Origin of the sequence: Bradyrhizobium sp. SEMIA, assembly GCF_014844175.1 — a bacterium.
Classification (GTDB): Bacteria; Pseudomonadota; Alphaproteobacteria; order Rhizobiales; family Xanthobacteraceae; genus Bradyrhizobium; species Bradyrhizobium arachidis.
In genome coordinates, this window is the sequence record NZ_CP046601.1 from 2,714,519 (window position 1) to 2,738,787 (window position 24,269).

At 62.1% G+C, this 24,269-nt stretch carries 26 protein-coding genes and 2 pseudogenes; 15 read left to right on the plus strand and 13 right to left on the minus strand.

Translation table 11 applies throughout. The annotated features are described in order from the left end of the window. Positions 1–31 precede the first annotated feature (31 nt). On the minus strand, positions 32–862 hold the full coding sequence (locus FOM02_RS13145) for a potassium channel family protein (protein ID WP_181411689.1): 831 nt from the start codon (positions 860–862) through the stop codon (positions 32–34). 31 nt (positions 863–893) lie between these two features. Continuing rightward, complete coding sequence (locus FOM02_RS13150; RefSeq protein ID WP_027558516.1) at positions 894–1,799, minus strand: transglutaminase family protein; 906 nt, start codon at positions 1,797–1,799, stop codon at positions 894–896. A gap of 192 nt (positions 1,800–1,991) precedes the next feature. Here FOM02_RS13150 and FOM02_RS13155 point away from each other — a divergent pair, with 192 nt between their 5' ends. The 3 genes from FOM02_RS13155 to FOM02_RS13165 all read left to right on the plus strand — a co-directional run bounded on the left by FOM02_RS13155 (position 1,992) and on the right by FOM02_RS13165 (position 3,248). Further along, entirely contained in the window at positions 1,992–2,255 is a 264-nt protein-coding gene (locus FOM02_RS13155) for a GlsB/YeaQ/YmgE family stress response membrane protein (protein ID WP_027558517.1), read from the plus strand. A 21-nt stretch (positions 2,256–2,276) separates the two neighbouring features. Next, positions 2,277–2,690: a hypothetical protein gene (locus tag FOM02_RS13160; RefSeq protein WP_027558518.1), complete on the plus strand. Its 414-nt coding sequence runs from the start codon at positions 2,277–2,279 to the stop codon at positions 2,688–2,690. Between the two features lie 99 nt (positions 2,691–2,789). Continuing rightward, positions 2,790–3,248 (plus strand): MaoC/PaaZ C-terminal domain-containing protein, encoded by a 459-nt coding sequence (locus tag FOM02_RS13165; RefSeq protein WP_051377995.1) that lies wholly within the window; start codon positions 2,790–2,792, stop codon positions 3,246–3,248. Between the two features lie 17 nt (positions 3,249–3,265). Here the strand turns inward: FOM02_RS13165 and FOM02_RS13170 are convergent, their stop codons facing one another. After that, entirely contained in the window at positions 3,266–3,952 is a 687-nt protein-coding gene (locus FOM02_RS13170) for a GntR family transcriptional regulator (RefSeq protein ID WP_027558520.1), read from the minus strand. A gap of 174 nt (positions 3,953–4,126) precedes the next feature. Here FOM02_RS13170 and FOM02_RS13175 point away from each other — a divergent pair, with 174 nt between their 5' ends. The 4 genes from FOM02_RS13175 (at position 4,127) to FOM02_RS13190 (ending at position 9,014) form a co-directional block, all read left to right on the plus strand. Beyond that, complete coding sequence (locus FOM02_RS13175; protein ID WP_265442180.1) at positions 4,127–5,839, plus strand: IlvD/Edd family dehydratase; 1,713 nt, start codon at positions 4,127–4,129, stop codon at positions 5,837–5,839. 56 nt (positions 5,840–5,895) lie between these two features. Beyond that, positions 5,896–6,891 (plus strand): TRAP transporter substrate-binding protein, encoded by a 996-nt coding sequence (locus tag FOM02_RS13180; RefSeq protein ID WP_027558522.1) that lies wholly within the window; start codon positions 5,896–5,898, stop codon positions 6,889–6,891. Between the two features lie 207 nt (positions 6,892–7,098). After that, positions 7,099–7,677, plus strand: coding sequence for a TRAP transporter small permease (locus tag FOM02_RS13185; protein ID WP_027558523.1), 579 nt, complete (start codon positions 7,099–7,101; stop codon positions 7,675–7,677). Further along, positions 7,674–9,014, plus strand: coding sequence for a TRAP transporter large permease (locus FOM02_RS13190; RefSeq protein WP_027558524.1), 1,341 nt, complete (start codon positions 7,674–7,676; stop codon positions 9,012–9,014). Before FOM02_RS13185 ends, FOM02_RS13190 begins: the two co-directional genes overlap by 4 nt. Here FOM02_RS13190 and FOM02_RS13195 read toward each other — a convergent pair. Both FOM02_RS13195 and FOM02_RS13200 read right to left on the minus strand, forming a co-directional pair. Further along, a complete protein-coding gene (locus FOM02_RS13195; protein ID WP_027558525.1) occupies positions 8,974–9,579 on the minus strand; it encodes a histidine phosphatase family protein in 606 nt (201 codons plus the stop codon). The genes FOM02_RS13190 and FOM02_RS13195 overlap by 41 nt on opposite strands. Beyond that, positions 9,576–10,370: an enoyl-CoA hydratase/isomerase family protein gene (locus FOM02_RS13200; protein ID WP_027558526.1), complete on the minus strand. Its 795-nt coding sequence runs from the start codon at positions 10,368–10,370 to the stop codon at positions 9,576–9,578. Before FOM02_RS13200 ends, FOM02_RS13195 begins: the two co-directional genes overlap by 4 nt. A 228-nt stretch (positions 10,371–10,598) precedes the next feature. Between FOM02_RS13200 and FOM02_RS13205 the strand changes: the two genes are divergently transcribed. Continuing rightward, positions 10,599–11,816, plus strand: coding sequence for an NAD(P)/FAD-dependent oxidoreductase (locus FOM02_RS13205; RefSeq protein WP_027558527.1), 1,218 nt, complete (start codon positions 10,599–10,601; stop codon positions 11,814–11,816). Positions 11,817–12,159: 343 nt separating this feature from the next. On the opposite strand, the gene FOM02_RS13210 is transcribed toward FOM02_RS13205, so the two are convergent. Beyond that, complete coding sequence (locus tag FOM02_RS13210) at positions 12,160–12,324, minus strand: hypothetical protein (RefSeq protein WP_167336556.1); 165 nt, start codon at positions 12,322–12,324, stop codon at positions 12,160–12,162. A gap of 17 nt (positions 12,325–12,341) precedes the next feature. After that, positions 12,342–13,877, minus strand: coding sequence for a hypothetical protein (locus tag FOM02_RS13215; RefSeq protein ID WP_027563824.1), 1,536 nt, complete (start codon positions 13,875–13,877; stop codon positions 12,342–12,344). Here FOM02_RS13215 and FOM02_RS13220 point away from each other — a divergent pair. Continuing rightward, the gene (locus FOM02_RS13220) at positions 13,876–14,370 is read left to right on the plus strand and encodes a hypothetical protein (RefSeq protein ID WP_265441823.1); all 495 of its coding nucleotides are present in this window, start codon (positions 13,876–13,878) and stop codon (positions 14,368–14,370) included. The two genes, FOM02_RS13215 and FOM02_RS13220, sit on opposite strands and share 2 nt — an antisense overlap. A 67-nt stretch (positions 14,371–14,437) precedes the next feature. Continuing rightward, positions 14,438–15,070, plus strand: a complete 633-nt coding sequence (locus FOM02_RS13225; RefSeq protein ID WP_035730738.1) for a tyrosine-type recombinase/integrase — start codon at positions 14,438–14,440, stop codon at positions 15,068–15,070. Between the two features lie 178 nt (positions 15,071–15,248). Here the strand turns inward: FOM02_RS13225 and FOM02_RS13230 are convergent, their stop codons facing one another. The 4 genes from FOM02_RS13230 to FOM02_RS13245 all read right to left on the minus strand — a co-directional run bounded on the left by FOM02_RS13230 (position 15,249) and on the right by FOM02_RS13245 (position 17,576). Further along, positions 15,249–15,884, minus strand: a complete 636-nt coding sequence (locus FOM02_RS13230; protein ID WP_231164141.1) for a hypothetical protein — start codon at positions 15,882–15,884, stop codon at positions 15,249–15,251. A 42-nt stretch (positions 15,885–15,926) separates the two neighbouring features. Next, positions 15,927–16,319 carry a hypothetical protein gene (locus tag FOM02_RS13235; protein ID WP_231164140.1) on the minus strand — a complete coding sequence of 131 codons (393 nt, stop codon included), beginning with the start codon at positions 16,317–16,319 and terminating at the stop codon, positions 15,927–15,929. 62 nt (positions 16,320–16,381) lie between these two features. Beyond that, positions 16,382–16,576 carry a hypothetical protein gene (locus FOM02_RS13240; RefSeq protein WP_265441824.1) on the minus strand — a complete coding sequence of 65 codons (195 nt, stop codon included), beginning with the start codon at positions 16,574–16,576 and terminating at the stop codon, positions 16,382–16,384. A gap of 49 nt (positions 16,577–16,625) precedes the next feature. Then, positions 16,626–17,576 (minus strand): L-dopachrome tautomerase-related protein, encoded by a 951-nt coding sequence (locus FOM02_RS13245; RefSeq protein WP_265441825.1) that lies wholly within the window; start codon positions 17,574–17,576, stop codon positions 16,626–16,628. 231 nt (positions 17,577–17,807) lie between these two features. Here FOM02_RS13245 and FOM02_RS13250 point away from each other — a divergent pair, with 231 nt between their 5' ends. Both FOM02_RS13250 and FOM02_RS13255 read left to right on the plus strand, forming a co-directional pair. Beyond that, on the plus strand, positions 17,808–18,983 hold the full coding sequence (locus tag FOM02_RS13250) for a zinc-dependent alcohol dehydrogenase (RefSeq protein ID WP_027564689.1): 1,176 nt from the start codon (positions 17,808–17,810) through the stop codon (positions 18,981–18,983). Between the two features lie 23 nt (positions 18,984–19,006). Continuing rightward, positions 19,007–19,549 (plus strand): hypothetical protein, encoded by a 543-nt coding sequence (locus tag FOM02_RS13255; RefSeq protein WP_167336582.1) that lies wholly within the window; start codon positions 19,007–19,009, stop codon positions 19,547–19,549. A 265-nt stretch (positions 19,550–19,814) separates the two neighbouring features. On the opposite strand, the pseudogene FOM02_RS13260 reads toward FOM02_RS13255, so the two are convergent. After that, positions 19,815–20,678: pseudogene (locus FOM02_RS13260) on the minus strand (transglutaminase family protein); the annotation flags it as partial. 122 nt (positions 20,679–20,800) lie between these two features. On the opposite strand from FOM02_RS13260, the pseudogene FOM02_RS13265 reads away from it, so the two are divergent. After that, a pseudogene (locus FOM02_RS13265) lies at positions 20,801–21,481 on the plus strand (transglutaminase-like domain-containing protein); the annotation flags it as partial. Further along, complete coding sequence (locus tag FOM02_RS47110) at positions 21,391–21,609, plus strand: DUF6894 family protein (RefSeq protein WP_416207766.1); 219 nt, start codon at positions 21,391–21,393, stop codon at positions 21,607–21,609. The pseudogene FOM02_RS13265 and the gene FOM02_RS47110, both read left to right, overlap by 91 nt. A 1,295-nt stretch (positions 21,610–22,904) precedes the next feature. On the opposite strand, the gene FOM02_RS13270 is transcribed toward FOM02_RS47110, so the two are convergent. Then, positions 22,905–23,105, minus strand: a complete 201-nt coding sequence (locus FOM02_RS13270) for a hypothetical protein (RefSeq protein ID WP_084335062.1) — start codon at positions 23,103–23,105, stop codon at positions 22,905–22,907. 680 nt (positions 23,106–23,785) lie between these two features. On the opposite strand from FOM02_RS13270, the gene FOM02_RS13275 reads away from it, so the two are divergent. Continuing rightward, positions 23,786–24,223 (plus strand): YybH family protein, encoded by a 438-nt coding sequence (locus tag FOM02_RS13275; protein ID WP_027564687.1) that lies wholly within the window; start codon positions 23,786–23,788, stop codon positions 24,221–24,223. Positions 24,224–24,269: the final 46 nt, after the last annotated feature.

Genomic DNA, 24,269 nt, shown 5'->3' on the forward strand with positions numbered 1-24,269 from the left:
GGAAGCCCTTCGTGGCAAGCGCCGCTGCAGCCTAGTCCATCCCCTCGTCGGGAATGTTCAATACGGTCCCGCAAGCCTTGCAATGCACCGCGTCGACGTCATGGCGCTGGAGGGCACAGACCGGGCAGGGAAAGCGCACCTTCGAGGGCGCGAGCAGGGCTTTGGCGAGATTCAGGAACAGGGTCACGCCGAAGATCATGATGACGACGGTGATCAGGCGCCCGACGGTGCCGGGCAAGGTGATGTCGCCGAAACCGGTCGTGGTCAGTGCGGTGACCGTGAAGTAGAGCGCGTCGGCATAATTGGCGATCTGGTGGTTGTGGGACTTCTGGGTCTCGTAGACGATCCCCGTCATCACGAAGATGAACACGCCCAGGTTCGCGACGGCGAAGACGACCTCCTCGTTTCGGCGGAAGAAGGCGCTGTCGACCCGGAGCCGCGCCACCATCTGATAGTCGCGCAGCAGCCGCAATGTTCGAAATGCACGCAGGAAGCCGCCGGCTTCTCCGGCGAGCGGCGCCAGGAAGGAAATGATCACGACGATATCGGTCCAGGTCGAAAGCCGCGCGAGGTCATGCAGCGGCTGACGACTGATGATCATCCGTGCCGAGAAGTCCGCAAGGATCAGCACACCGAACACGACATCGAGCGACTCGATGACCCTGTTGCGCGGCAGGAACGACGTCGCAATGATGAACAGGACCGTGACGATGTCGAGCACGAGCAAGGCGTAGCGGAATTTGATGCAGCCGAACGTGTCGCCTTCGTAGAGTTGCCTGATCCGGTCTTTCAGGACCTCGAACGGGGCGGCGACGGCGCCGAGCAGCCCATGTCCCTTTGCGTTGTTGCGAACAAACACCATGGTCAGCGACCGCCGCGCCTGTGCCGGTAGTCTATCCTTCCGAAGGATCGAGCACTTCGCCGATCTTGTGAACGGCGACATTGATCGACATGCCCAGATAGTCGCCGGGATCGCCGAACCACGAGCCGGCCAGCGGCACGGCCTGGCCCGGATGCCGCGCAATCGCGACCGGGATGAGATCGAAGCCGGCGCTCAGGCTGTTGGTTGGATCGTAGTCCAGCCAGCCGGCGCCAGGCAGAAACACCTGCACCCATGCGTGGGTCGCGCCGGCGCCGGTCATGCCCACGGCGCCGCCGTCGAGCGCGGCGTCGTAGAGATAGCCGCTGACGAAACGCGCAGCAAAGCCGAGCCTGCGCAACGTCTCGATCATCAGCCAGGCAAAATCCCGGCAGGTCCCTGATCTCGTGCGCAGCGTCTCGCCAGGGGACTGGGTGCCTTCCGTCTCTCGCCCGCGATAGCTGAACTCGCTGCGAAACATCCCAAGCATTCGTCGCAGCACGTCGGCAGTCCGGTCCTGATCGCCGGCAACGAAGCTCTTGGTCCAGGCCGCATGGCTGCCGTCCGGATCGTCGGCATGCGGACGCAGATAGCCTGCAAGGTCGGTCCACTCATCCGGCGTATACTGCACGGGGACTTCCTCGGCACGGGACTCCAGCGGGAACGATTCCAGGCCCTTGATGCCGAAATAGAGGCCGCGAACCTTGAAGGTGAATGTCAGTTCGCTGCCGGGCTCGCTGAAGTCCATCACCGTGACGGCATTGGAGCGGGAATCGGTGACCCAATGGACCTTCGACGGCACGTTGGTCGAAGCGGACCAGCGAAGCAGCCGGGTCGAGGCGCCGCGCCGCGGCAGGAACATGGCCCGGTGCGTGCCGAACGTCACCGGCTTGGCATAGCGGTAGGTCGTGGTGTGCGTGATCTCGCCGATGATCGCCATGCACCGATCCGCTTCGCGTTGCGGCGCGCGTTGAGCGCCTGCCCACACGGGAAGAGCGGATTTGAGCTTTCGGTCTGGCGACGCCTGCCCATTGATCTAGATCAACGTCGCCTGGGATCCTCTGGCTTCACCTCGAACGATCACACTTTCCTTCAGACCTTGCTACGCGAATTGACCGATTGGAGCGATCGAATGGGTATCATTTGGACGATCATCATCGGATTCATCGTTGGACTCGTCGCGAAGTTCATCATGCCGGGCGACAAGTCCGAGCCCAAGGGGTTCATCTTGACGACGGTTCTGGGAATCATCGGCGCGTTCGTTGCGACCTGGCTCGGCCAGGCCGTGGGATGGTATCGGTTCGGGGAGGGTGCCGGCTTCATCGGCAGCGTGGTCGGTGCCATCATCCTCCTGTTTCTGTACGGGCTTGTGATGGGTCGTCAGGGGCGCGCCTGATCGGTCCACATGATCGGCGGCATGAAAATCAATCTGCCAGCTGTCGCGATGCTCGCGTTGCTCGTGTCGGGACCGGCACAAGCCGCAGCGCTCAGCGACGCCGAGGCGACGTTCCTCGACCAGCTCGTCACCGCATCGGTGGTGCTGGAGCAGCGATGCGACGGTTACGAGGTCGACGGCAGCGGCGGCGTTCAACTCGGCGCCCGGCTGATCGGCAGCCCCGAGGCCGCGATGGCGATGATCGATGCCTATGCCGCGGCCATCAAGGCCCGCGACGGCGAGAGCTACGATCCCGGCAAATTCCGCCCCGAAGTGTCCGACGCGGCCGGCAAAACGTTCCGGCGCGTCCGCGCGGACTTGATCAATGATCCGAAACGGGCCTGCGCCGCCTATGGCGATGCCGGTGTGGATCGCGGCCTGCTGAGGCGGTATTGAACGTGCGTGTGAGGTAGCGCCGATCCGCACCATCTGCGAACCTTGAGCGGCGGGACGGGTAGGGTTGCATCACATCCAGCCAGCGCTTGGGAGGCGTTGATGGCCATCCTGTATTTCGACGAAGCTGAGGTCGGCAGATTGCGGACGGCGGGCCCGTATCAGGTATCGAAGGACGAGATCATTGAATTTGCCAAGAAGTTCGACCCGCAGCCCTTTCATGTAGATGAGGAAGCTGCCGCACGCTCGGTCTTTGCGGGGCTGACGGCATCAAGTGCTTACACCTTCGCAATCCTCATTTCATTGTTAAGCAAGACACAGCCGTTCTCGCTTCGTGTCCTGGCCGGGCTCGGTTTTGATGAACTCAGGTTGCCCACGCCGGTGCGCCCGGGAGACGAGCTTGGTCTTGATGTGACGATTCTGGAGAAGCACGAAACCAAGTCGCATTCCGACAGGGGTATCGTCCGCAACCAGATCCATCTCCATAATCAAAAGCGTGAAATCGTGCTGCAATGTATCGGCACAGTCCTCGTCGCGCGCCGGCCGGTCGCTAGCTCCTGAGACGTCGAAGCGAAACTCTACCGCCGCGCCTCCTCCCCCGCGATCCGCGCCAGATAATCCGCCTTGCTGAACTGCATGTGATCCACACAAAGCTGCGCCAGCGCCCAGCTGTCGCGGCCCTTCAGCAGCTCGATCATCAATTCGTGCTGGCGGCGCGATTGCGCGAGGCCCTCGCGGTCGGCGAGGTTCTTCGCGCGCATCGGCAGCGTCAGGTTCATGTAGTCCTGCAGCGAGCGCACCAGATAGGGATTGCCGCAGGCCGAGAACAGCGCGACGTGGAACGCGTCGTTGGCTTCGTGGATGCCGCGCATGTCGCGTATGTCTGCCTTCGCGCAATACTGCTTCTGCAAGGCGGTCAGCTCGTCGATCAGGGCTTGCGGCGCGGGCAGGGGGATCATCAGCGCGGCCTGCCGCGTCAGCATCTCCCGGACCTCGTAGATCTGCCGGACCTCCTCGGCCGAATAGAACCGCACGGTGGCGCCGACATTCTTCTCGCGGCGGACGATGCCGCGGCGCTCGGCATCGACCAGCGCCTGGCGCACGAAATGGCGCGAGGTGCCGTAGCGCGACATCAGCGCGTCTTCGGTCAGGCGCGCGCCCGGCGGCAGACGGCCGAAGATGATGTCCTCCTCGAGCCGCGCGACGACGTCATCCGGATCGTCGCGCCGGACCGGCATGCTGTCTGCGGTGCGAATGTCGGACATGCCCTCAGCCTCCGGCCGCTCGCCGGTCCGCCCTGTGGAGCAGGGAAGGAACAGATTGTCAATAATTCGCGCCCCATGTGGCGCTCAAGGCCAGAAGGCGCGACAATATGGACCAATCTTATTGACAATCGAGGGGCAGGCTGTACCACAATGGCAACGTAGGGAGTTGGCATGATGACGAGTGGTCTGCGCAAGGGTCTGACGAGCTATGGCGATGCCGGCTTCTCGCTGTTCCTGCGCAAGGCTTTCATCAAGGCCATGGGCTATTCCGACGACGCGCTGGAGCGCCCGATCGTCGGCATCACCAACACCTATAGCGACTACAATCCCTGCCACGGCAACGTCCCGCAGATCATCGAAGCCGCCAAGCGCGGCGTGATGCTGTCGGGCGCGATGCCGTTCGTGTTCCCGACCATCTCGATCGCCGAGAGCTTTGCGCATCCGACCTCGATGTATCTGCGCAACCTGATGGCGATGGACACCGAGGAGATGATCCGGGCCCAGCCGATGGATTCGGTGATCGTGATCGGCGGCTGCGACAAGACTCTTCCTGCACAGGTGATGGCCGCGATCAGCGCCGATTTGCCGACCGTGGTCATTCCCGTCGGCCCCATGGTGGTCGGCCATCACAAGGGCGAGGTGCTTGGCGCCTGCACCGACTGCCGCCGGCTCTGGGCGAAATATCGCGCCGGCGACATGGACGATGCCGAGATCGAGGCCGTCAACGGACGCCTCGCGCCATCGGTCGGCACCTGCATGGTGATGGGCACGGCCTCGACCATGGCCTGCATGATCGAAGCCATGGGCCTGTCGCTGCCAATGAGCGCGACGATCCCCGCGCCGCATGCCGAGCGCTTCCGTCTCGCCGAAGCCAGCGGCAGGGTTGCCGCCGAGATGGCCAAGACCAAGGGGCCGAAGCCGAGCGAGCTGCTGACGCCGGCCTCCTTCAAGAACGCACAGGTCGTGCTCCAGGCGATTGGCGGCTCGACCAACGGCCTGATCCATCTCACCGCGATGGCGCATCGCTCGCCGCATCGGCTCGACCTCGAAGTGTCTGACCAGATCGGCCGCGAGGTGCCGGTGCTGGTCGATCTCAAGCCGTCCGGCGAGCACTACATGGAGCATTTCCACCACGCCGGCGGCGTCCCGAAGCTGCTGGCGCAGCTCGGCGATCTCGTCGATCTCGACGCCAGGACCATCAGCGGCCAGACGCTGCGCGATGTCGTCGCCAATGCCGAGGACGTGCCCGGCCAGGACGCGATCCGCTCGCGCGACAATCCGATCAAGAAGGAGGGCGGCCTCGCCATCCTGCACGGCAATCTCGCGCCTCGCGGCGCGGTCATCAAGCAGTCGGCCGCGAGCCCGAAGCTGCTGCAGCATACCGGGCGCGCGGTGGTGTTCGAATCCGTCGAGGACATGACCCTGCGGGTCGACGATCCCGATCTCGACGTGAACTCCGATGACGTGCTGGTGCTGCGCAATGCCGGCCCGAAGGGCGCGCCGGGCATGCCGGAGGCGGGCTACTTGCCGATCCCGAAAAAACTCGCGCGCGGCGGCACGAAGGACATGGTGCGTATTTCCGACGCGCGCATGAGCGGCACCGCGTTCGGCACCATCGTGCTCCACATCACGCCGGAATCCGCCGTCGGCGGACCGCTGGCGCTGGTGCAGAACGGCGACATGATCAGCCTCGACGTGGCCAGGCGCAGCATCGAGCTGCTGGTCGATGCCGCCGAGCTGGAGCGGCGACGCGCGGCGTTGAAGCCGGCGGCTGCGCCGGACGAGCCCAAGCGAGGTTACGCCTGGCTATTCGACAAGACCATCTTGCAGGCCGACGAGGGCTGCGACTTCGACTTCATGCAGAGGACTGGACCAAAGACGGATTAACACTCGAACGAACGCTCAGACCGCACAAGCGGCGGGCGATAAAACAGGGGGAAACGATGATTGCACGATCCATGCGTGGGCTCGCGGCCGTCGCCGCCATGCTTTTCGTCACGGGGGCCGGGGCGCAGGAGGTGAAGCATTATCGCTTCGCCTACGACCAGCCACGCAACACCGGCTATTCGATCGCGGGCGACCTGTTTGCCGACAAGCTCAAGGAATTGAGCAAGGGCACCATGATCATCGACCAGTATCCCGGCGCGCAGCTCGGGCAGGAGCCGCAGGTGCTCCAGCTGGTGAAGGCCGGCGACGTCGAATTCGCCATCATCTCCTCCGCCAACACCGCGACGATCTCGCCGCAGGCCGGCGTGATGTCGCTGCACTTCCTGTTCCGCGACGAGAACCACGTCATCAAGGGCCTCGCCGATCCCCGCGTGTTCGAAGCGCTCAAGACCATGATCGACGAGACCACGCAGGGCCTGCACGTGATCGCGACCGGCTCGCAAGGCGTGCGCCACATGTATTCGAAGCGGGAGATCCACAATGTGGCTGATATCAAGGGGCTGAAGGTCCGCGTGCAGGCGACCGCGACCGAGGACACCATGTTCCCGGCCTACGGCGCCCAAACCGTGCACATGCCGTTTGGCAGCGTCTACACCAGCTTGCAGACCGGCGTCGTCGACGTCGCCGAGAACAGCATCAACGTCTACCTCGTCAACAAGCATTACGAGGTCGCGCCCGTCCTCAACATCACCGAGCATGAAGCCAACAACGCGCTGGTGTTCATCTCCGACAAGCTCTGGCAGAGCCTCACGCCCGAGCAGAAGGGATGGGTGCAGACCGCGGCCAACGAGATCAGCTCCAAGGAGCCGGCCAAGGCGTTCGAGCTCGAACGCACCGCGGCCGAGAAGCTGAAGAAGATGGGCGTCAAGGTCGTCGATAACGTCGACAAGAAGAGTTTTACGGCGATCGCCGATCCCTATCTCGACAAGCTCGCCAAGGAGCTCGGCCCGCACGCCGAGAAGATCAAGAATTTGATCCGGTCGATCAATTAAGACGACGGCAGACGGTGCGCTCCCTCTCCCGCTTGCGGGAGAGGGTAGGGGAGAGGGTGCCTCCGCAGTGGGATTCCCAATGAGGAGAGAGCCCTCACCCGGCGCTTCGCGCCGACCTCTCCCGCAAGCGGGAGAGGTTAAACCGATCCGCAGTAGCCGATCCAAATTGATATCATTCCGCACGAGACCACGACGACGAGGACGTAAATGCCCATCGCCGACAAACTGCTCGTTCGCCGTCAACGCCACCTGAAATGGCGCGCGCTCGACTGGCTCGAGCTTACCCTGATGATCCTCTGCGGCCTGCTCTGTTTCGGCTTCTCGCTGTCGGTCACCGCCGACATTGTCACCCGCACCATCGGCCATCCCTGGCTGTGGCTGCAGGAGGTGACGTCGACACTGTTCATCTACGCGATCTTCATCGGCACCGCGGCGGCGACAAGGCGCAACGACCACCTCTATCTCACCGCGATCTCCGAGGCGATGCACGGCACGTCGCGGCTCATCGTCGAGGTCCTCATCCGTCTCGTCGTGCTCGGCGTCGCCTTCTGCCTGATCTGGTACGGCTATCAGAATTATCTGCGCGGCTTCGGCAGCTTCCGCTTGCCGTCGGGTACGCCGATCGCTTCGCTCTACGCGATCATCCCGCTGTCGGGCGTGCTGATCGGCCTGTTCACCATCGAGCAGCTCGTCAACGGCCTGCGCAACGGCTTTGACCGCCCCGAGCCGCCCGAGGAGGATGGGGCGCCTGTCGTCACCGACGCGCAGATGAGGGCGCAGCCGTGAGCGCACCTGTTGTCCTCGCCTTGATGTCGATCTGCTTCCTGTCGTTCGGCTATCTCGGCGTGCCCGTACCGTTCTCTCTGATGGCCGGCGTGTTCATTGGCGCGATCCTGTCGGACGTCTCGCTCGCCGCGATCATCCAGAAGATCTTTGACGGCGTCGATTCCGAGGCGCTGCTGGCGATCCCGTTCTTCCTTCTGGTCGGTGAGCTCATGAGCTCGGCCAATGTGGTGGTGCGAATAGCCAATCTCTCGGTGTCGCTGGTCGGGCACATCAGGGGCGGGCTGTCGCAGGTCGTGGTCGTCTTCAGCATGTTCTTCTCGGAAATGTCCGGCTCGACCACGGCCGACGTCGCGGTAATGAGCCGCGCGCTGGGCGGCCCGATGAAGCGCGAGGGCTATGAGCCCGCCTTCATCGCCGCCATCATCGCCTCCGCCTCGACCATCGCCGCGCTGGTGCCGCCGAGCATTACGGCCGTGGTTTACGGCGCGGTCGGCAACGTCTCCATTGCCGGCCTGTTCATGGCCGGCGTCGTGCCCGGCCTGATGATCGGCTTCGGGCTGATGATCTACTGCTATTTCTTCGGTCCGTCGGGCTTGCGCAAACCGCGCGCGCCGCTGCGCCAGGTGGTGTTCGCGGCGGGCGACGCCGCTCTGCCGCTGATGATCCCGGTGATTCTGCTGGGCGGCATCCTCACCGGCTGGTTCACGCCGACGGAAGCCGGCGTCGTCGCCGTGGTCTGGATCATCCTGGTCGTGATCCCCGCGCTCAACCGTGGCCACATCAGGAAGATCCCGTACGATTTCTGCCTCGCCGGCCTGATCTTCTCGCTGCCGCTGATCACCATCGGCGCGGCCAACGCCTTCGGCTGGATGCTCGCCTATTTGCGCGGTGCCAGTTACATTGCGGACATGATCACCTCGATCGCGGGTAACGACCCGCATCTGATCATGCTGCTGATGGTGCTGCTGTTCACCGTGGTCGGCGATTTCATCGAGCCGGTGCCGACCATCATCATCTTCATGCCGCTGGTGAATGCGCTCACCGAGGCCGGCGAGATCAACGGCGTCCACATGGGCGTGGTGCTGATCGCGACGCTCGCCTTCGGCCTGATCACGCCGCCTTATGGGCTGGTGCTGCTGATGGCCTCGAAATTCGTCGGCATCAGCTTTGCGAAAGCGCTGCGCGCGGCGCTACCAATCTACCTTGTGTTCTTCGCCACCATCGCGTTCGCGATCTACTTCCCGAGCGTCGTGCTGTGGCTGCCGCGGCACGTGCTCCCCGAGTCGGTCGGCTGCTTCAAGTCGCCGGCGGGGACGGGCTATATCTGTCCGCAATAGCGACTTGCTCGATGCGCCAGTCGGCTCCCTCGCGCACGTAGCGGAACGGCGTGCCGTGGCTGTTCTTGAAGTAGCTGCCGCACAGCGCGTTCGCCATGGCCTGCATCACCGCGTCATGGCAAACGAACAGGAGGTCGTCGCCGGGATAGCGGTCGAGCCATTTGGAGACACAGGCCAGCGAACGTTCGGCCATGGAATCCCAGCTCTCGCCGTCGGCCGGCAGGATCGAGACGAGGCCCGTCGCCGAGGTGACGCCGTGCTTGATCATGAGGTCGCGGACGGGCAGGCCCTCGAAGCTGCCGAAATCGAACTCGATGATGCCGTCGTCGATCGCGAGCGGAACCGAGATTGCGTCCGCGATGATCTCGGCCGTCCGCGACGCGCGCACCAGGGGGCTTGCAACGATGCGGTTGATGCCGATATCGCGCAACATGTGCGCGGCCTCGTGCGCCTGCCGCAGGCCATCCTCGTTCAGCGGATTATCGGTCCGGCCCTGGAACAGCCCCTTGCGATTCCAGTCGGTCGCGCCGTGACGAAGGCCGTAGAAACTGCGCGCGGGTTTCACTTCGACTTGCTCGTGAATTTCTTCACAGCGGTGCGGAACTCCTCAGTGTTCATCGCCATGACGATCTTGTGCTCCTCGGCATCCAGCTGCTGCTTCACCGGCGTGGCGGCGGCCTGGTAGACCAGCTGCTTGGTGCCCGCGATCGCCGCCGGCGGATTCTGCGCCAGGCGCTCGGCGAGTTGTCGCGTCGCCGCCTTCAGCTCCGCGGCGGGAACGGTCTTGGCGACGAGACCCCATTCATGGGCCTGCTGCGCGGTAAAATTGTCCTCGGCGAGGAAGATCTGCAGGGCGCGGCGGGAGCCGACCGTGCCGACGATGCCGACGGTGGAGCCGCCGTCCGGCGACACGCCGATCTTGGCATAGGCCGGCGTGAATTTGGCGTCTTCGGCGGCGATGCAGAGGTCGGTGACGAAGGCGAGGCCCATGCCGGCGCCGGCGGCCGAGCCGTGCACGCTCGACAGCGAGATCTTCGGCATGCGCCTGATGATCTCGATGAAGGCGTGGTAGTGCTTCAAGAGCTCGCCGACGACCGGCGTCACCGTGCCCGCTTCGGCCGCAGCGCCGATCGTCTGGAGATCCCCGCCGGCCGAGAAGGCGCGGCCCTCGCCCTCGATCACCAGAACCCTGATTGCGCTATCACCCTCGATATAGGCCGCGAGCTGCTCGAGCTTCTGCGCGATCGGAAGGTTGATCGAGTTGAACGCTGTGGGGCGGTTGAGCGTGATGGTTGCGATCGGGCCGTCGATCCGCAGCAAGGCGGGATCGTCGGGCTTTGAGAGGGGAGCTGGCATCTGGAATATCTCCGGCAGGAGGTCGTTGTCGCAACTAAATCGCAGATGGCTGGGGGAGACAATCCCCGGTCGCCGCCCTTGCGTAACGCGAAACGATAGGCTCAAATGGCCCCGCCTTCGCCAAGGGACGGACACGAGCGCCGGATCCTCGTAAGGCCAGCAAACCAAAATCAGCGAGAGAGGAGACGACATGGGTGACGCTCGTGTCTCCGGAAGTGGACTGCTGCAATGACTGGTCCGGTGATCATCGTCGGGGCCGGCCATGGCGGCTATCAGGTCGCGGCATCGCTGCGCCAGGCGGGTTTTGCCGAGCCTATCAGCCTGATCAATGACGAGGCGCATCTGCCCTATCAGCGGCCGCCGCTGTCCAAGGGCTACATCAAGGGCTCGGCCGGGCCGGAGAGCCTGATGTTCCGCCCCGAGAAGTTTTACCAGGACCAGAAGATCGAGCTGATCGCCGGCCGCGCCGTGTCGATCGACCGCGCCGCGCACAAAGTCCTCCTCGCATCCGGCGAAACGTTGCCTTACGGCCATCTCGTGCTGGCCACCGGCGCGCGCAACCGGCTGCTTGACCTGCCCAACGCCAATCTGCCCGACGTGAAATACTTGCGCATCCTCGACGACAGCGAGGCGCTGCGACAGATCATGCCGTCGAAGACGCGCGCCGTGATCATCGGCGCCGGCTTCATTGGCCTCGAATTCGCCTCCACCGCGCGGATCAAGGGCCTCGAGGTCGACGTGCTCGAGCTCGCCCCGCGCGTGATGGCGCGCGCGGTGACGGCGGAGGTCTCGGAATATTTTCAGGACCGCCACCGCGAGGTCGGCATACGCATCCATCTCGGCGTGCAGGCAACCTCCATCGAAGCCGAGAACGGCAAGGTCACCGGCGTGTCCTTGAGCGACGGCCGGCATCTGCCCGCCGATCTCGTCGTGGTCGGCGTCGGCGTGCTGCCGAACATCGAGCTCGCGGCCGAGGCGGGGCTGCCGGTCGCGGCCGGCATCATCGTCGACGAATATCTGTCGACGGCCGACCCTGACATCTCCGCGATCGGCGATTGCGCGCTGTTCGCAAGCCCGCGCTTCGGCGGCTCGCTGCGGCTGGAATCGGTGCAGAACGCCACCGACCACGCCCGCTGCCTCGCCGCACGCCTGACCGGCGACAAGAAGCCGTACGACAGCCATCCCTGGTTCTGGAGCGACCAGGGCGATGACAAGCTCCAGATCGCCGGCCTCACCACCGGTTACGACCGCGTCGTGCTGCGCGGCGATCCCGCCAGGAAGGCGTTTTCCGCGTTCTGCTATCACGGCGACAGACTGCTCGGCATCGAATCGATCAACCGCGCCGGCGATCACATGTTCGGCCGAAGATTGCAGAGCATGGACCGCTCGATCACGCCGGAGCAGGCCGCGGATGAAAGCTTCGACCTGAAGAGCGCGCTGGCGTGAGTTTTCTCCCTCTCCCCGCTTGCGGGGCCGCGACGAGCTTCGCTCGCGCTGAGAGGGCAGGGGTGAGGGGCTCTATCCGCAGATGAGATGATCGTGAGACCTGTACCCCCTCACCCGAATTGCATCTGCGATGCAATCCGACCTCTCCCCGCAGGCGGGGAGAGGTGAAGAAAGCGCTCGCGCTACAAGATTGCCCTAACCTCCGCGGCCGTCGGCATCGACGGCCCGGCGCCCATGCGCTCCCTCACCCGGATCGCAAGAGCGATCCGACCTCTCCCCGCAAGCGGGGAGAGGTGGACCCGCAGCTCGCTCCGTGCGCTTCCAATCGACAGAGTTATCGCAGCTACCTCAGCGCCAGCCAGCCGAGCGTGAACAGGATGCCGCCGACGATCACCACCACCGCAACTGCCCAGGTGCTGACGCGGACGCTGCCGGTGACCTGCTTGGCTTCCTCATTGCGCGCGATCTCGCGATTGCGCTCCTTGTCGGCTTCGCTGGTATCAGTCATGGGTGATCCAAATCGGTTTAGCGCGTCTTGATGAAGCACATGCCGATGCGGCGCGAGGCCGCGGCAGCCTGACAGGTCAAACCTTTAGCACAGCTCCATGACGTAAAACTCTCATCCCGCGCTCCCGATCCCGCATTTTGCAGGGAACAATGCGCGCCCCAGCCGTCCTGATATTCGGTGCCGGCCAGCTCGCCGCTGCCGCGGGTCTGCGGCCGGCTGGCAAATCCGCGTGAGAAATCAGGACGTTTGCCGGCGGCGAACGCGGTCAGGATGTCGCGACGGCGGAGCTGGTCACCGACAAAATGCGGCGAGGCCGGCACAATGGTGGAATTGGACGGCTTGTCCGCGAGCCAGTCGACGCCCGGGAAATGGAAGCCGCCGATGCCTCGGGTCTGATGGCAGCCGGCGCAGGTGACGTCGTTGAGACGGCGCTGGAAGCCCGCGACCGAGCGGATGTTCTGCAGGTCCCCGCGCGCGGCCGCCTGCTTCAGCGCGCCGACCACGTCGTTGTTGGTGAAGACCGGATTGTCCTTGCCCTCACCTTCCATCATGCCGAATTCCGGCTGCAACGCGGAGGCATCGAGCCCGGCCGGTGTCGGCACCACCGCGACCTTGGCCAAAAACTTCTCGGGGATCAGCACCGTGCCGCGATCGAACTCGCGCAAATTCTCCGGCGCGAGCAGCCAGTCTTTAAAGTCGCGCCGCAGATCATCGTCTGCAAGGATGCGGTCGCGGTCGATCTGGTTCTCCAGCGTCGATTCCTCGAACGTCTTCGTCGCGGCATCGTACTTGAACACCTTGAGCAGATAGTCGGAGCGGAAATCGTGCAGTGCCGATTTCGGCGCGACGGAGACCTGGATGTTGGTCTCGATGCGGTCGAGCATCGCGTCGGAAGGATGAACGCCGCCGCCGATCAGCCCCTGCCAGTCGCCATTGTCGAGCCAGCGCAGCGCGACCTCGGCACAGGTCACCGGGTTGCCGCTCGCATCCGCCTGGCGCGGGTCCCTCGCCTTCAGCACCAGATTGAACGTCATCGGCAGACGCGTTGCGGTCTTGCCGCCGTCCGGCTTGTTGTCGAACCGCGCAAGACGATAGATCAGCCGGATCTCGCCGCAGGATTGTTCCGAGACATAGGCGCGGTCCATGCGGTTGACGATGCCGGCCAGCACGAAACGCGTGTCGGGCGACTTCAGATTGGCCCGGTCGAACAGCTGGACGTCAAAGCCTTCGCCGACGCCGATGGTCTCGCTCGGAAAGGCCGCCTTCTGCTGCGCGACGTAGCGCTCGAGCTCCGCGTCGATCGCGGGTGGAATTTGCTCGAGCTGCGACAGCTGCGAAAACATCTGCTCGGTCGTCAGCGGAAAGTTCGCGTTCCGCTCCGGCCAGAGCAGCCGCGAGATCGTCAGCACGTCGCTCTGGTCGAGCTTTTTCAGCAGATCAGGATCGGTGATCGCCGTGCCATGCGTCAGCGATGTAGTTCCCGCCGCGAAAAGCGGAACGGCGCCGCCGACCAATGCGGCAACAACAACCAGAATTCGCAATGCACGGCTCATGCCTGAGGTAACACCGCGCGGGGACGCCTATTCAAGCAAAAAGGCGCTTCACACGGTGGTGAAGCGCCTCTTTGAAAACAAGATATCGGCGTGCTCAGCGCGCGACGATCAGGCCCTTGCTGGTGACGACCACCCAGCGGCCGTCCTGGCGACGGATCGCATCGACCCGGCCCACGCCGGGAATGGGGTCGCCGGCATAGACCTCATAGAGGCCGTCGCGGCCCTCGATCAGTGCGCCGCCATTGGCGACGTCGCGGGCGGCAAGAGTCGCGAGCGCAAGGATGTCGGCCGCCGTAAAGCACCTCGCGCATTTTTTTGGATCGGATCTTTAGGCTCCGGCGATCAAAGCCAAGCGATTCCCGCGCCGGTTGATATAGATCAAAGGATATCCGAGCTCGGTTCTGGCTACGCGAGGGGGAGAGCAGGTCCGCTAAGGTCAAAATTAGCCTTGCGATCGTTCGAATTGGACGCAAGTACGTCTCCAATCGTCTAGAAGCGGACGCCGGATTGGAAGGGCTCCCAGTGGAACATGACCAGCTTCACTAGCTGAGGAGGTCAACATGACCATTACGGAAAGCACCGTCCCCGCTTCCCCGAAGCACGCTCCTTGGAATAAGGGGAAGATCGTCGGCGCAAAGCCGCCGCTCCGTCCGAAGCACGTCTGGTCAATCCGAACCAAGCTCCAAGTCGAGGGGCGAACGCGCGATTTGGCAATGTTCAACGTCGCCATCGATAGCAAGCTGCGCGGCTGCGACGTCGTCGCCTTGAAAGTTGAAGACCTTGCGCCCGGCGGGTATGCGGCCGACCGCGCGACCGTCCGACAGAAGAAGACTGGCCGGCCAGTTAAATTTGAGCTGACGGAATCGGCGCGGCAAGCTATCGACGATTACCTGCGGCTCACGGGCAAGAAGTCAGGAGAATACCTGTTCACGGGCCGGCGGCCGAGCGGGCATATGACGACCCGCCAGTATGCCCGTCTCTTATCCCGCTGGCTTGCCGACATTGGACTGGAGCCGCACTTTTTCGGGACGCATTCCCTTCGCCGGACCAAGGCGACCTTGATCTATCGCCGAACCGGCAACCTGCGAGCCGTACAGGTCCTTCTGGGGCATACTAAGATTGAGAGCACCGTGCGATATCTCGGCATCGAGGTCGACGACGCCCTCGCGATAGCAGAACAAGTCGACGTCTGACTTCGGGGGCAGATCAGACGTGCTCTGCTCTGCCCTTACGGACGCCTCCGGGCCAAAAGCGGAAGAACGCCCGAATTGTCTTGAAGCTCTTCACATTGTCCCGACGTCTGCAATGCTTAGGTATCCAAGCTGCCACCCTTTTTGGACTCTGCAACGCGGTTTCTGTACACGGGCCGCATCAGGTTGATGGAGTTTGAGCCTTCCGTATTGCTGGATCGATGTCAAACGCTTGGTAAGCAATGGAATTGCCGACTAGGTGAACAAGACCGTCCCACCTTCTTCTACAATCCACGTAAAAGTTGGCCGCATTGCGAAAATCGTCCGTTGCGCAAATACCGGCGCTCTGTAGTCGCTGTCGCGCATTATCGAACCGGGCTCGCCAGAGTAGCTGATCGGCATCGTCCGCTTCATGCCGCGGGTTCTCTTGCAGGAAGACGTCGCTGAGAGTGGAGAGGAGTAGTAGCGCGGAGGACCACATTTGTGTGACCGCGCCCGATTGTTTCAGCCAATCCGCATCGTCCGGCAAGGCACTTCGGATCAGCGAAACAGCATCAAGCGCGACGAGCCACGACCTCGACACGGCGTAGATCGGCTCAGGGAAGCGGAAGTAGAACAGGATAGGATAGAAATGGTGGGCTTCCTTTGCTTCCGTGAGCTCTGCCGCCAGCGATGAGAGGTTGTTGTAACCCGCGCTGAGCTGGTTCTTTGCAAATAGGTGCGCGAGCAACTCGGCCGCATCGCCGTTCTCGCCGGAGAGCGCGTGGATTTTGAGACAGAGCGAGTTTCTGCTCCTGAGCGCGCCATAGATCTGCATCAGGTAAGTGATGGTGAGCGATATGACGGACGTTCCAATCACCTAGTTAAGAAGAAACAACAGCTTTGCTCCAGCGCTTTGCGGGCCGAAATTGCTGCCGCCAACGATCGAGAGGCTGCTTCCAGCCACGTAAAGCGCCGTCACGAAATCCGTTGGCGTCTCTTGGCTACTGCTCGTGATGCTCGTCCCGAGCAGAGGGTGGACGATCAGTGCGGCCCCCAGCGCGAGCAGGACCGACCAGGTCAGTAGCAATGCGACTACAATGATAGGCCCGCAGAACGAAAGCAGATGATTGTTGCGGCTCGAAGCAACCCCGCGCATTGCTCGCCACACCAGTCTTGCCAGGCGGTCGCTCATGATCCCGGTGCCAGCGCGGGCGTAGAGCACCGTCAGGAAGACGTCGGCAAGGACGATGCCCATCAACAACGTGCCCAATGCAGGCTCCACCCAACGCACCATCGACCTCCGTGGCTGTGTCGCCGGCCCTGCTTCGTCGATTATTTCTGTTTGAAAGCGCCGTCTGACGCGGCCGCATTGGCCTCGCGCGGCATGAACTTGAACAAGGTAAAGTTCTTGTCCGTCCATGTCATGTGGAACCAGGGCGAATCCTGAATATGCGATGCCGTCACATAGACGGCGCCATCGGGACCTTGGGAAAACGTATCCGGCCAGCGCAGGCGCGAATCTGTCAACAGCTGCCGTATGCTGCCGTCCTGCGGGTTGAGGGCCTTAACTGCGTTGTCAGCGATCGAGCTCAGGTAGATCTCGTCGTTCTCGCCTGTCCAAAGTCCATCTACCGGCTCCGTTGTCGCCACCGTCTCCGGACGGGCACGACTTGCCGCGTCGGGGTTCTGGATATCGGGTGTGCGGATCTTGTAGAGGGTCTTCCCTGTCAGAGCTTGCCAGATACAGCGTATTGCCGTCTTTAGATAGCGCCAGGCTATCGGCATTGAACAGCGGTTGCCGTCCATCAGGCCGCCGCACCGGGCGGCCATCGCTCATCACATTGACGCTGGGATCGAATTGGGTTGAAGGATCGTCGCTCAGCACACGCCACGCCTCTCCTGACTCGATCTTGAGAACGACCAGACCGCCAGGTGAGCCGGAGTCCGTCAGGTAGGCGAATTTTCTATCGGGCGCGATGCGAATATCGTTCAGATAGCTACCCGGACCAGCGACCTCCGAAGGGATCGGGAAGGATCGTTTCACGTTGTTTGACTTCAGATCTATCTCGACCACCGTGGGGCCGCCCTTGATCGTCTTCTCGGCATTTGGAGCTGCCGGATCGACGACCCAGAGAGACCCGCGCTGGTCTGCGACAACGCTTTGAACGCAAACGAAGTGATCGCTGGGCGAGACCTCGGACATCCGAGCGTTGCGCCAGCTGTTCCACTCCTGATCGGGATAAGGCTTGATCGACCCGTCCGGCATGAGTTCAGCGACCGAGACGGGCGTGTCCTCTGTCCAGCGCGGAAAGTTCACGAAGATGCGGCCGTCCGGCGCAACCGTAACACCGGTTACCTGGTGGTCAAACGTAGCGACCACTTGCAAGCGGCCGTCGCGCGTGTCCACCAAAGGAGACAGAAGTCGTTCCGCCCTGGCCTTGATGTCTTGTGTCGTGGTTTGCGCGTGAACCGCGGATGATATCGACAGGAGCACTGCCGCGCCGTAGCCGAACAGGTTTGGACGCATTGCGTGGCCTCTCGCTTGGGGAAATTCAGGACACAATCCTCGCTTGTCGACATCGTTCCCGCTGCCGAGTGAAACCGAGCTGCAAGTCGTCAGGAGTAAACCCAGGTTAAGGATCGCGCATCTGCCGGTTCTCAATTGCAAACGAAGCCGCAATCTATTTATTTGGAATAGAAACCGCTCACCAATCCACGAGTTCGCGCTCAGGTGGGGCGTAAACCTGGAGCGGTCGGCATGAAGGCACTCGTTTGGCACGGCAAAGAAGATATCAGGTGTGACACTGTCACAGATCCGGAGATCCAGGACGCCAGAGACGCAATCATCAAAGTGACGAGCTGCGCGATCTGCGGCTCGGACCTGCATCTCTTTCACAATTTCATTCCGGCCATGCTGCCCGGCGATATCATGGGCCATGAAATGATGGGCGAGGTCGTCGAGGTCGGCTCAGGCGTCAATGGGAAATTGAAGAAGGGCGACCGGATCGTTGTGCCTTTCACGATCATCTGCGGTGAATGCGATCAGTGCAAGCGCGGCAACTTCTCCGTTTGCGAGCGCACCAACCGCAACAAGCACATTGCGGACAAGGTATTTGGCCATACGACTGCAGGCCTATTTGGCTACACGCATTTGACCGGTGGCTATCCCGGCGGCCAGGCAGAGTATCTTCGCGTGCCGTTTGCCGACGCCACCCATATCAAGGTACCTGACGGACTGACCGACGAGCAGGTGCTCTTCCTTGGAGATATATTGCCCACGGGATGGCAGGCGGCGGTCCAATGCGACATCGAGCCGACCGACACCGTCGCGATCTGGGGCTGCGGGCCAGTCGGACAGATGGCGATCCGTAGCGCCATGCTGCTCGGGGCGAACCAGATCATCGCAATCGATCGCATTCCGGAACGGCTAAGCATGGCGGAAGCAGGCGGCGCGACCACGATCAATTTCGAGAAGGAAAGTGTTGTCGAGCGGCTCAACGAGCTGACCGACGGCAAGGGGCCTGAAAAGTGCATCGATGCCATAGGCATGGAGTCTCACGTTTCGTTTGGCCAGCCCGATACGATCGTCGATCGCGCGAAGCAGCTGATGCTGGTGGAGAGCGACCGTCCCCACGTGCTGCGTGAAATGATCTACGTCTGCCGCCCAGGCGGCATTCTCTCGATTCCGGGGGTTTATGGGGGCTTGGTCGACAAGTTTCCGATGGGCCAGCTCATGAACAAGGGGCTGAGTGTTCGCACCGGACAAACGCACGTCAACCGCTGGACCGACGAGTTGCTCCGCTACATCCAGGAAGGTCACATCGATCCTTCCTTTGTCGTCACGCACAAGGTGAGCCTCGAACAGGGGCCGGAAATGTACAAGGTGTTTCGAAACAAGCAGGACAGCTGTGTGAAGGTCGTGCTCAAGAACTGACAAGAAAGGACATAGTCGTGGCTATTGGACAAATCGCAAACTTTGTACGCTCGAAGGGTGATCCGAAAGTCGTCAGCACGGGCCCGAGTTCGTTCGGCGCTTCCGACCGGATGGCGCGCAATCTCGGCTGGTTCAGCCTAGGTCTAGGCGCACTGGAGATGCTGGCTCCCGAGCGCGTCACACGTGCGCTCGGCATGCAAGGCCAGGAAAGGCTCGTTCGCGCCTACGGCGCCAGGGAAATAGCCTCTGGCGTGCTATCGCTCTCGGCCGACAAGAATGCAGGACTGTGGAGCCGCGTTGCCGGCGACGGGCTCGACATCGTAACATTGATGGGAGGCTTGCACGCCGATAATCCCAAGAGAGGAAACGTGGCGCTTGCCTTGCTGATGGTTGGGGGCATCACTCTGCTCGACTTCGCAACCGCGAAGGAGGTCGGCGCGCGCCACGCACCGGGGTCCGGCTCTCGCCGGAACTACTACGACCGCACCGGCTATCCGAAAGGAATGGCCGCCTCGCGCGGGATTAGCGGTCCCAAGAAGCTCAGGAAGCAACTCGCTGCGACCTAGCTTAGGCGCGTCCCGCGCGGTGGCATGCTGCCGTTGCCGGGATGCTGCCCCACGTGGAGTTCAAGAGTTGGACGAGGAGATGGTCCGCTGTGGGTCAAAATGCGAAGAACTCAGCTTGAGCAAATCTGGTCCGCTCTGCCGCGATGAGCGGACCTCCGTCAGACGCGGCGCAACTTCGCAGATGGTCCACAAGCAGCCATCTCTCCTCAAGTCTTTGTGGCGGATCCGTATAGGTGTCCTCGGCGCCGTGGTTAGCCACACCTGTTTCTGACTTCACATTCACGGCAACTTCCATTCCGACTTCGTCATCGGGTTCGCCCCAATATGTCCCCCACAGTGGAATGGCCTGCTGCGGCGTCCGGGCAACGCCGACCCTGATCAGATCACGATTTCCAACGATACCGTTGGTCGGGTCGAACTCGACCCAGCCTGAGCCGGGAATGTAGATCGAGCACCACGCGTGCGTCGATCCGCCGCCAAGTCGCTCCGGTCCGTCTCGGTCGGACACATATACGTAGCCTGTAACGAAACGCGCAGCGAAACCAAGCGAGCGCGCCCCCTCCATCATCAGCAAGGCGAAATCGCGACACGTTCCCTGCTGCAGCGCGAGCGTCTCGGCAGGGCTGCGTGCCCGGCGATGTCCTGCGCAGATAGGAGAAGCCTTGGGCGATCGCCTCGTTGAGCGTCATCAACAAGTGGCCCGTCGGCCGGCTCGCGTCACGCACAACGAACTTCGACAACCAATCATCGACCGCGTGGTCGTTCGGATGATGGCGCCGCATGTAGGGCAGGAGATCCGGCAACTCGTCGTCACCATACGAGAACGGATGCTGGCGGGCGTATTCCTCGATCCGAAAGTCCGGCGCGTTCTCCGGCGTGTGTTCGAGGCGAATTATCGTGTCGATTCCAGGAGGTCACTCGACGCATTGAAATCGACCAAGGTCTGGCAGTTGCCGAACACGTCGTGGATCCACCGGATCTCTGCTGGCTCCGGCCGCACTGTAAGTTGGCAGTCGAGCAAGCGCTGATCGAAGCTGTCACGCGGACGGAAGAGGAGGTGGTGGCGCCCCAGTTTGACCGGCCGGTGGTAGCGATAGACGGTGCTGTGGTGGACGGCGTAGATGGTCATCGCGCGCGCTCGGGCCCCACCCAATATGGCCTCTTTTCACCGATAGTTCCACTTCCGCAAGTGAACCCCCAACTGCCTGCTATTTCAGCACTTTCCGAGGGGTTCTCTGAGGAACCCGACGGAAGGATAGTGGGCGGCCGGACGCCGCGGCCCTCGACGCGCCACAGGTGGCGCTTCAGGAGCTTCCCGACGAGACGCTGGTCTATCTGCTGGGCAGCCGCTATTGCGATACCCAAAAGCTCACCGATCTTGCCTGGACGATGTTCGGTGCCATCGAAGGCGGCTGCGCGCGTGTTGAGGCGATCTGCGATTACGTCCACAACCGCATCCAATTCGGTTATCACTTCGCGCGCAACGACCGGACGGCCCTGGAAGCTCATGAGGAACGCATTGGGGTCTGCCGCGACTTCGCCCATCTGGCGGTGACTCTGTGCCGATGCGTGAATATCCCGGCCAGATATTGTACGGGTTATCTCGGCGACATCGGGGTGCCGCCCGATCTGGCGCCTATCGACTTCAGTGCTTGGTTGGAGGTCTATCTTGGTGGACGCTGGTACACGTTCGACGCGCGACATAATCATCCCAGGATTGGTCGCATCTTGATCGCACGCGGCAGAGACGCCGCCGACGTCGCGATCTCCACGACATTCGGCCCCGCGCAACTGGTGCGCTTCACGGTCGTCACCGAGGAGATCCCGGAGAGCAATCAGCGATGCCGAGATTTCACTTCAAACTCTGCGATACCCGCATTGTCGCGGATCATGGCACCCACGAGCTCGCCGGTGCGACAGCCGCCCGGATAGAAGCAATCAGGCTGGCCCGCTCGATCCGTGAGGCCAGACCCGAGCTGGCCGGCAGAAACTGCTCAGTGTCCGTCACAACCTGCACGGGCGAGCCAGTCTGCAGGATTCCCATCGATGACGCAATGTAGCCGACTATCTCGCGGACAGCTTCAATACTGAAACAGTCCGATCGAGCCGCGCCCTAGGTCATAAGCAAGCGCAAAGCCTGTCCTCCGTCGCGGCGAGAAAGCCCGCTTGCAAACGCCGAAGGTAGCCCGATCTAACTAACTCGACAGCTGACGTGTGGCGATCAAATGGTAGTTCGGCTCTGGGTCAATCGACGGTTTGGCTCGGTTTAGGTTAAGTCCGGTCTGCCCCTGACAGCCGACATATCCTCGGCCGTGGGACGTGGCAGCAATGGGCCAAAACGGAAGTCAGCGTTGGCGGGATTGAAAGAGGCCCGCGAACTGTAGTTCATCTTGCGGCGGAGTCTATGGATGATCTCCCTCAGCTCGGCGGCGTACTCTTCGATCAGGCGCCGCGCCTCCTCCAAGCGCGTCGGTTTGGGCTCCGGGCGTTTCTCTGAAGCGGGCTCGTCCATGCCTGAGGCTTGGACCGGGGGGTTCCAGCTCCGTCAAGATGCGGTCGCGGCCGTCGATATGCAGGGCTTGGGTTTCCCTCATCGTCGCCAGCACGGCTCTTGCACCTTAGTGTCGTGGTTGTGCCGATCCAGTTCAGCGATCAACGCCTCTTGCTTCGCGAGCAAGCCTAGACCCTCCGATATGTGGCGTTCGGCTATCGCTAGATGCCTATGCAGCATGGCGCGGTCCATCCCACACCGTACAGCGAATTAGGACACCGCGCAGAACCCAGGGTGAAATAACAGCACCGTCGCAGGGTGCTGTCCTAATTAGGACACCTCAAACGGACAGCGCTCGCTAACTGAGCGCCGGGCTTTGCTTAGCCCTTCGGCTTCCGGCGCCCGTTGCTCCAAATAACAAGGGCAAGTAGCGCCGATCCGATGCAAATGCCGATAACCAGCGCGAGTGTTATGACCGAGGGTTCCAAAAAGGTACCAAGTGTGAATGATGGGTGATCCGTTTATAGACCCGATGCTAGTGGCCGGAAACAGGCCACACCGATCTCCGTTCGCCACAGACAGCCCAACTTGAGAACGTCTCGCGAGTCCGCTGTGGGTCAAAAGCGGCGGCGGGCGTGCACGCGGGCCGAGGTCGGCTCTACTGCGGACCACCGACATCGGTTGGAGCATTGTTCGGCTCAGGGCCAGGCAATCAATCGGTCTTACGAACAGATTTGCCCGCGCAACCAAGAACCGTACTCAGCGACGATGTTAGTAGAAACAAGCCGGCGCCGGGCTGAGAGCGGCGGCTTTTCTTTTACGCACTCACATGGCCGCGACTATCGCCGCATGGGGAAGAAACAGTCAGCGGTAGCGCCAGTTTTCGACGTCATCAATTAGATGACGCTCTTGGTTACGCAATTCATCAACTAGACGTGCGAGGTAGGGTGGCAGCGGCGAGACTTCGAGAGCTAAGTCTTGTTGCAACCTGTCACCCACCTTGTCACAGATCGACCGGGCAATCTTATGGTCGATGTGGTCGGATATTCGGTTGGGGGTGGCCATTTCGCGACATCCCGATTAGCCCCACGATTTATCTCAAGCAACAGGGTTGGAAATTGTTTCGCGTTTTTTTGAAGGATCCGATGGTTCCGTCTATTGGAACGAGTGGTCACGGGGCTAATCGCCACTCGGTCATTGCCGCTGCTCTCATCCTTCATTTCGTGCGCCCTGAAATCAGAAGAGGCCGTCCATTCGGGGGCAAAATCGGAAGTCGGGGTTCACCGCGGTCTCGGTCACCTGGTTTGAAGCGAACCATTGCCCCTTCTCGGTTGACAGTCAGCACAGGGCAAAAAAGCGAATTACCGTGCGCAGCGCCGAGAATTCCGGCCTAGGCAATCCGTGTGCCGTCGCTCCCATTTGTCAACGTGGTTGACGGTAATCGCCCGGAATTGCTGTTCCGCGAACTATTGGATGGAGTCCAGCATGATCATGTTGCCTTGTAGAATTGGTCGTGGTGGTTGAAGTTCGGCGCATATGTCACCGGCTGCAATGGCGGTGTCATGACGGCGATATGGACTCCCGAGGTGACCGGCGCCTTGAAGTTAGCATCGCCTGCACCTCTTCCCTAATGAACCAATGGCCGGCCACAGCGCGACCGGCGACGGTGTCGTCTGCTGGCGGAGCGTAGCGGCCGGCGACTGATGATGAATCGGGAAAGGCGTTATCCAGTAGAGGAGTATCCTATGAAGTTGGCTCAAACATCAGCACTAGTCATTTGTCTGCTCTGCGCGCCGGGAATTTCGTTGGCCGCAGACGTCAAGGGGGACGTGGAGAAGGCTTACGCAGCGTGGGATGCCGCATTCAACAAGCACGACGAGAAGGCCATCGGCGCCTCCTATGTCGCGACGGCAAAATTGATGCCGCCGACACATCAGGTCGCTTCGGGTCCGGCCGAGATCGAGAAGTTCTTTGCCGGACTCTTCGCGAGCGGTGTGACTGATCACAAGTTGGAGATGATCGACGCCGGCGGAGACGACAAGGTTGTCTTCGGCACAGCCAAGTGGAGCGCCACGGGTAAGGACAAGGAGGGCAAGCCGTCTCCCTTCAGTGGTTTGGCGACGCACGTCTTCGAACGGCAAGCCGACGGATCACTCAAATTAAGGCTGCAAACATTCAACTAAAGCGATTGAGGCTCAATCTGTCCGGTGGGGCGGCGGCCTTACCGGA